We start from the raw sequence: 7,867 nt of genomic DNA, 5'->3' as shown, positions 1-7,867 counted from the left end.
CAAATAGGAGGCAATTTTGAGTCAGGATAATGCAGTGAATCAGGATAGGGCTTTAACGGTCAATTTATTGTTAGAGCCAATCAAAGAAATTTTGGACAGACCTGAGGTTACAGAAATTACCATAAATCAACCACAGGAGCTTTGGTATAAGGGTTTTAATGGTTGGCAAAAACAAATTATTGAAAAGCTCACAGAGCAAAAACTTAATAATTTAATTACCGCCATTTTTTCTTACAATAACCAAAGTGAGATTCCCATTGGGTCTTTGATTATGCCTGACGGTAGCCGCTGCCAAGTGGTGCGTTATCCTGCCACGCTGGACGGTCAGGTATCTTTTACGGTGCGAAAGCATAGTACAGTTTCTTTTAGTTTGGCGGAATTAAAAGAATATGGAGCTTTTGATAATTGGGAGGATAAAAGTTTTAATAAACAAATTACTGACAAATACCATTTGACCGACAAAGACAAGGAATTGATGGAATTAAAGGCAAATGGCAATATTATTAGTTTTTTGTCCAAATGCGTACAATATCACAAAAACATTGTGATTGCTGGTAAAACTGGTAGCGGTAAAACCACTTTTGCCAAAGCTCTAATTACAGAAATTCCAAGTGATGAGCGGATTATCACGATTGAAGATGTCCACGAGTTACACCTGCCAAATCACCCTAATCATCTACATATGATGTTTGGAAATGCCAAAGGGCGTGTGTCGGCTTTTGAGGCGTTAATGGCGTGTATGCGATTGTCGCCTGACCGTATTTTGCTTGCAGAACTTCGTGGAGCGGAGACTTGGGAATATTTGATGAGCTTAAATACAGGACACCCCGGGGGAATTACTACCGTTCACGCCAATAGTGCGGTGCATACATTTAGCCGTATTGCCAACCTTGTAAAATCCTCAGAAGTGGGGCGGACGGTGGATTTGGAGGCGATTAAGTCGCTTTTGTATTCTACCATTGATGTTGTGTTGTACTTTGACCAAAGGCGACTCAAAGAGGTGTATTTTGACCCTATTTATGTACAGGAAATGTTTGGATAAAATAAATTATTTTAATGTAAAAAATAAATTAAAAAAACATTAAAAATACATTGATTTAATGTATTTTTAATGTTATAATGTGTCTATGAATTCAACAATATGGCGATGTTATTAGTAAAAAAATTGGATGATTTATTGTATAAAAATAATCAATAATCAATAATCAATAATCAATAATCAATGTAAATCTCTATTTGTTAAGTTGGTTTTAAGAGAATTGCAAGACAGGGGTAATACTAATATGTGGCGTATTTATGAATTATTGGTTAATCCTGCATACAGGAAAACACTTGATGAATTGATAGAAGAAATATCAGGCAAGGTCAAAGAAACTTCAAAGATAAAAATCATATCAGATACACACAATCCAATTTTGATTTGCTTTGGGGTAATCGCCCTATTGACAAAAAAGTTATTCAAGAAAACGAAAAACTCAAAAGAGATATTTTTTATTTGGAAATACAATATTGGTTTTTGCGTTTTTTATTGCTTGTTGTTAAATTTATGACAGCTGTATTGGTTGCTTACATCATTTACCATACTTGGATTAAATAACGATGAGATTGTTCATAGCAGAAAAACCCGAACTTGCCAAAGCCATTTGCAAAGGTCTTGGCGGTGGTTTTAAAAATTTTGAAGGCTACTACCAACACCCAATCAGTCAAGATGTGGTTACTTGGTGTTTTGGACATATGCTCGCTTTAAAAGACCCTGACGAGATAGACCCAAAATATGAGCGTTGGGTAATGGCGGATTTACCGATACCGCCTATGTTCCCTGCTCCTAGAAAAGTCCCCAAAGACAAAGCCAAGCAAGTAAAAATTATCAAAGAGCTAGTGGGTAAGGCAACCACGATTGTGAACGCAGGAGACCCTGACGAAGAAGGACAGCTACTCATTGATGAATTACTTAGGTTTTTTGGCAATAAAAAGACTGTGCTTAGAGTGTTGATTAACGACAATACCCCTGCCGTTGTACAAAAATCGCTTGCCAATTTACGCCCCAATAGTGAATTTGAGTATTTAGGCTGGATTGCTGAAAGTAGGGCGATTGCCGACCAATCGGTAGGTTATAATCTTACTCGTGCATATAGCCTAAGTGAGCAAGCCAAAACAGGCAACCGTGAAACTTGGCATATTGGGCGAGTGCAAACCCCTGTCTTGGGACTTGTGGTGCGTAGAGACCGTGAGAATGCAAGCCATAAAAAGAGTTTTTATTATGTGGTACAAGGCGAATTTATGGTAAATGGCGTGGGATTTACTGCCAAATATCAACCCAAAGACACAGACCCTACCGATGATAAAGGACGATTGATTGACAAAACATTTGCCCAAAATCTTGCCAATTATCTAAGTAACCAATTTGCCAAAGTGCTTTTGGCGACCACAAAGAGTTGTGCTGACCCTGCCCCCTTACCTTATAATCTGATTAAGCTACAAGGGGACGCAAGCCGTCTTTATGGCATATCTGCCAAAGAGACCGACCAGATTACGCAAAATTTGCGTGAAAAGCACCATTTGATTACCTATAACCGCTCTGATTGCCAGTATTTGAGTGATGAACAGTTTGCTGATGTGGGGGCGGTGCTTGCTGGCATTACTGGCACTTTGCCTAATTCAGGTGTTTTTTGTGATACTGCCAACCCCAATCAAAAAGGGCGAGCGTTTAATTCATCAAAGGTATCAGCACACCACGCCATTATCCCAACCCAAACACAAGGCAACTGGGGTAGTTTAACTGCCAATGAACAGCATATTTACAAGCTTATTGCACGCTCTTATATCGCCCAATTCTATCCGCCTTACGAATATGACGAAACCAAAATAATGCTTGATGTGGTGGTGGACGGTACACCTTATCAATTTACTGCTACTGCACGCTTTGATAAGTCGCTAGGCTGGAAACTGTTGTACCGCAAAGACCCTGCCAATGAAGAAGTGGCAACTGATGAAGATACCCAATTAGCTGACCTTAGAAGTCTTGCAAATGGTATGGCAGGACAATCAGGGCAAATTGTAAGTCAAGAGTGCGAAACCAAGCCAAAGCCTTTGTACACCGAGCAAACGCTTTTAAAAGACTTGACCCAAGTCGCTAAATATGTCAAAGACCCACACCTTGCCAAAGTTCTAAAAGATAAGGATAAAGACAAACAGGGTGAACACGGCGGTATTGGCACACCTGCTACTCGTGCTACGATTATGGATAAACTCTTTGGGCGTGGTTATTTGACCCAAAAGGGTAAATCTATTGTTTCAACGGACAGAGGTAAAGCCTTATATGATTTGCTAGATGATACACTTCGCTACCCTGATTTAACCGCCATTTGGCACGAACAGCAAAAACAGATTAAAACAGGAGCTGATGTTAAAGCCTTTGCTGATGAAGTCGCCAAAAGCACCATTTACCCTGTCATTGACCGCTTAAAGCAAGGCTATGTACCGCCAAGCCCCAAGCCCAAAGAAGACTTGTCAAACAATCCGCCCTGCCCTAAATGTGGGCGACCACTTAAACGAGCCGAAAGCAAGTTTAAGAAAGGCGAATATTATTGGGGGTGTTCAGGCTGGAATAACAAAGAGAACCCTTGTAAGCACACAATGAGCGACAAAGACGGTGTACCAACCGAACGAGAGCCGAAACCAGCTCAAAATTTGTCGGAGTTTGATTGCAAGGCTTGTGGTTCAAAACTCATTCATAGAAATGGCGTGTTTAAGAAAGGTAAAAATCGTGGAAAGTCGTATAGTTTTTTTGGTTGTTCAAACTATCCAAAATGTACTCAAAATTACGAAGAAGTAGGCGGAGTACCAAAATATGAGTAATAAAGAAAAATACTTATTTTTATTTATTATTATATTATTGCTAAGTATGGTAATAGTTGGTCTTATTTTTAATTATGAGTTTTTGAATAAATATGATGAATCTAATATAGATTCATTTATGGAATCTAAACCCTATGTAGAGCCGTCTGAGGAGTATATTGTAGAGCAGGAACTTTTAAATAATATTGAAATTTCAAAAAATGGTAATATGATTTTTCTTTCTAAGAAAGGTGGCGGTAATTTTGAAATTTTTACCAATGAAAAAGGAGAAAGAATCATTGCCATAAAATATTTAAAATAGGAGTTAAAATTGTCTAATATTTTGTTTTTATATTACTGTAAATATATTGGGATTTTTTATTTACAGTAAAATTAAAGACAAAAGAGACAAGAAAAAGATAAAAGATTATATTCTTTCTCTTGGTTATTTATTTAATACAATACTTGATGTTAAGTTGTTTAATGAGTAAATAAAGATTTAAATCAAAAGGTTTCAGGACAAAAAAATGGTAAATTTTAATACCCAAATAGAGCGTGATTATATTTACGCACCCTATGAGGATAAAGATAAGGTTAAGGCGTTGGGGGCAAAATATGACCCTGATGTAAAAATGTGGTATGTGCCTGAGGGGATAGATAAAGCCAAATTTAGCCAATGGACAACCAAACCACAGGCTGAATATGCCAGCCCTGAATATGAATTTAAAAAATTTTTACAAAGTTTTGGGGCGGACATACCAGCAGGACACCCTATCGCTGACGGTAGATGGCACAGCCTACATATTCAAGGCGACAAATCCAACAGCAAAAAGGGCGGATATATTGTTACAGAAGAAAATGGGGTATGGCGTGGGTCTTTTAATAATTTTAAGACAGGTCAGACTGCTTATTTTTCATCAAAAAGCCATTCCCATACTTTTACACCGCCTGAGGAAATTGAGCGAATCCAGCGTGAAAGAGCGGAGGCACAAGCCAAGTTGTATGCTCACACCGCCCAATCTGCTCAGAAAATCCTAGCAGCAGCACAGCCAGCAACTGACTATCCTTATTTGACCAAAAAGGGTGTACAGGCTCACGGTCTTTACATTGTGCCACAGCCTGAAACTGCGGTACAAGACGGCAATATTAGAATTGCTCGTGATTGGCGTGAGGCAAAGTCAATGCGAGAGCATTTTAAGGAAAATGGAGATAGAATCAGCGTTTTAACGGCTGGGGATTTGATGATTCCTGCGTATGACAAAGACGGCAATGTTACAACCATTCAAACCATTGGTAGGGATAAAAATAGTTTTAAGTCATTTTTAACAGACGGTCAAAAAGCTGGGTCATTTCTTGTGCTGGGTCAGCCCAAAAATAATGAGGCGATTTTGATTGCTGAGGGATACGCAACAGCAGCAACACTTTATGAACAGTTAAATAAGCCTGTTATTATGGCATTTGATGCTGGCAATTTAAAAAGTGTGGCTTTGACGGTTCGTGAGCATTTCCCTGATAGTGTACTGTATATGGCAGCCGACAATGACCACAAAACCGCTCGTGAAAGAGAGGTTCTTGGTCATACCACAAACTTAAATACTGGCATAGAAAAGGCGACAGAGGCGGCGGTGGCAGTTGGTGGATATGTGGTTGCCCCCAAGTTTTCTGAACACGACTCAGGCTCGGATTGGAATGATGTTTTAAAGGATAAGGGTGTTGTGGAGCTGAGAGACCAATTTAGAACTCAGCTTGTAGATATTGGCTTGCAAAGAAATTTGGATTTATCCATAAAAAAGGTTGAATTTGCTGATAAGGAAATTCAGCGAGTACAAGAGACAGTTATGCTGACTGCCTTTAAAGACAAAGATAAAATCATTAAAGATTATGCTTTGCACGAGAAAACTTTTGAGGGTCGCTATATTGCCTCTGATATGATGAAAGAAATGTTTAGTCAATACAGCCAATCCCAAGAAACACGAAACAAGCACAATAACGCTGTACATAACACCGCTGCCGCACTTGCCGCCAAACATTTTAATGATATGCTGGATAAGCCTATTGAAAATGGGCGAGATACAGTTGTATTTTTGACAGGCAGCCCGGGGGCTGGTAAAACAACCACAGTTTTAAATAAACGTCAGTTAAAAGATAATGTGGCGGTGGTATTTGAGGGTCAGCTCGCCAATGCTCATCAAAATCCTGCCAGTATGGATAAAATACAAAAAGCCTTAGAAAGAGGATTTAAAGTTGAGATTGTGGCGGTCAATCCCTTGCCTGAGCAAGCCCTCGATAACACCTTTAAAAGATTCTATGACCCAGCGGACGGTCGTGGGTCGTCCATTGCGGCAATGGCACGCATACAGGGCAATACTTATGACGGCTTAAAGGCTGTTCACAATACTTTTGGCGATAGTGTTGGTTTAACCATTATAGATAAACCAAATGGCAACAATGGCAAGGTTGAATATGCTGGTTGGCAACATTTAGATGTGCTAAAATCACAGGGGACAGAGGCTCAAATTAAGGAGCGTTTGACAACCCATTTAATTAAACAGTATGAAATTGGAGTAATCAATGACGAATGTTTTAAACAAGCCGCAGGGTCAGAACACAAACAACTGGCTGAACGAATGGCTGAACGAGGCTCACGAGCTTTCAGTCAAAATGAGTCAAGACGAGAGTTTTCGTCAGGAGGTGGCAGCACGAGCAACCAACTGGGCGAAAGAGAGAACACCAGAACATCAAGCGAAATTGGACGAGTGGGAGGCACAGAAAGCCAACTTCCTAAGACAGAATCAGGACTTCATAGACCACATAGACAACCTGCCAATGTGATAGGTAGGGGCGGTTCTGAGCCTGCAAGAGCTGGTGGTACTTATACAGGTCACATTATTTCAGTTGGCGATGATATAACTCTGCAAAAGACTGGTACGGGTAAAATTATCGTTCATCAAACCAAAGATTTGCCGGGCATTCAAGAGCAAGACACCAGCTCAAAATTAAAAATTGTCTATGGGGCAAACGGCAAGGGCGACATTGCCAGCAAAGCCAATGACCTTGAAATTGGTAAAGAAAAAGAAATAGGGCTTGGCGGAGGCGGCAAGCCGTGAGCAGGTGCTTATTGCTGTTATTTTTGAGCGTTTGCCTAACGGCTTGTACAAACAATCAGCCATTACAAAAACCTACCTGTAAAATGCACGCTATTTCTTTTTGCGTTTGGCAAGATAGCGGTTAAGTGTAGCAAGGCTCACGCCAATTTCATCAGCAATGCTTTGGTATGAAATGGATTTGTAACTTTGCAAGTCCTTTTCTTTTTGTGCCAACCGCTCTTCTATAAGCTTGATTTTGTCGGCAGTTAAGGTTGGTTTACGCCCTTTATACACGCCCCTTTGTTTGGCTTTGGCTATACCCTCTTTTTGGCGTTCACGGATTAAAGCTCGTTCTAGTTCTGACACCGCCCCTAAGATGTGCAAAAAGAATTTATCCATAGGGCTGTTATTGACACCGTCAAAAGTTAGGTTGTCTTTGATAGATTTAAAGCTGACCCCTTTTTTGTTGAGCTGGTTAATGATAAAAATTAGGTCTTCAAGACTTCTAGCCAAGCGGTCAAGGCTATGCACCACGACTGTATCGCCATAGCGTACATAATTTAATAATTCTTGGAGCTGGGTACGGTCTTTTGTTGAGCCTGTCATCTTATCAATAAAAATGCGGTCAAGGACGACACCGTCAAGCTGGCGGTCGGTGTTTTGGTCTGAACTGGACACTCGCACATAGCCAACAGTCTGCACTTTTTGAATATTTAACTCATCAATATCAACAGTTCGGTCTTGGTCTAATGGGTCTTTCATTTTTTATGTCATATCTCAAAATTGGTCTTATTATGCAATAGTTATGTCAAAAAATCAATATAACCCTATTGACACAGATTTTTAATGGAGTATAATATATGTTATTAGGGTGTACCCTATTGATACATACTTAATAATCAATCCAAAAGGTGTTATGATGAAAGTTTTAATTTTACTGGCTT

General features: G+C 39.7%; 5 protein-coding genes. 4 read left to right on the top strand and 1 reads right to left on the bottom strand.

Annotated elements, in window-relative coordinates; translation table 11 throughout:
* Positions 1-16: 16 nt before the first annotated feature.
* From virB11 to K941_RS0111625, 4 genes are all read left to right on the top strand, one after another.
* The gene (gene virB11 / locus K941_RS0111645) at positions 17-1,042 is read left to right on the top strand and encodes a P-type DNA transfer ATPase VirB11 (protein ID WP_228130412.1); all 1,026 of its coding nucleotides are present in this window, start codon (positions 17-19) and stop codon (positions 1,040-1,042) included.
* Between the two features lie 557 nt (positions 1,043-1,599).
* Positions 1,600-3,858 carry a DNA topoisomerase gene (locus K941_RS0111635; protein ID WP_029103745.1) on the top strand — a complete coding sequence of 753 codons (2,259 nt, stop codon included), beginning with the start codon at positions 1,600-1,602 and terminating at the stop codon, positions 3,856-3,858.
* Positions 3,851-4,159, top strand: a complete 309-nt coding sequence (locus K941_RS0111630; RefSeq protein WP_029103744.1) for a hypothetical protein — start codon at positions 3,851-3,853, stop codon at positions 4,157-4,159. Before K941_RS0111635 ends, K941_RS0111630 begins: the two co-directional genes overlap by 8 nt.
* 205 nt (positions 4,160-4,364) lie before the next feature.
* Positions 4,365-6,944, top strand: a complete 2,580-nt coding sequence (locus tag K941_RS0111625; RefSeq protein WP_029103743.1) for a DUF5710 domain-containing protein — start codon at positions 4,365-4,367, stop codon at positions 6,942-6,944.
* Positions 6,945-7,034: 90 nt separating this feature from the next.
* Here K941_RS0111625 and K941_RS0111620 read toward each other — a convergent pair whose 3' ends face one another.
* On the bottom strand, positions 7,035-7,685 hold the full coding sequence (locus K941_RS0111620; RefSeq protein WP_051226055.1) for a recombinase family protein: 651 nt from the start codon (positions 7,683-7,685) through the stop codon (positions 7,035-7,037).
* Between the last annotated feature and the right edge of the window lie 182 nt (positions 7,686-7,867).

Origin of the sequence: Moraxella caprae DSM 19149, from assembly GCF_000426885.1 — a bacterium.
In the GTDB taxonomy this organism is placed as follows: domain Bacteria; phylum Pseudomonadota; class Gammaproteobacteria; order Pseudomonadales; family Moraxellaceae; genus Moraxella; species Moraxella caprae.
Note: the sequence above shows the minus strand (reverse complement) of the source record. Positions and strands in the feature narration are given on the sequence as shown.

Bases quoted from the DNA above. Each gene is read 5' to 3' on its own strand.
- K941_RS0111625 (WP_029103743.1), top strand. From the start codon at position 4,365: ATGGTAAATTTTAATACCCAAATAGAGCGTGATTATATTTACGCACCC.
- K941_RS0111635 (WP_029103745.1), top strand. From the start codon at position 1,600: ATGAGATTGTTCATAGCAGAAAAACCCGAACTTGCCAAAGCCATTTGC.
- K941_RS0111620 (WP_051226055.1), bottom strand. From the start codon at position 7,685: ATGAAAGACCCATTAGACCAAGACCGAACTGTTGATATTGATGAGTTA.
- K941_RS0111630 (WP_029103744.1), top strand. From the start codon at position 3,851: ATGAGTAATAAAGAAAAATACTTATTTTTATTTATTATTATATTATTG.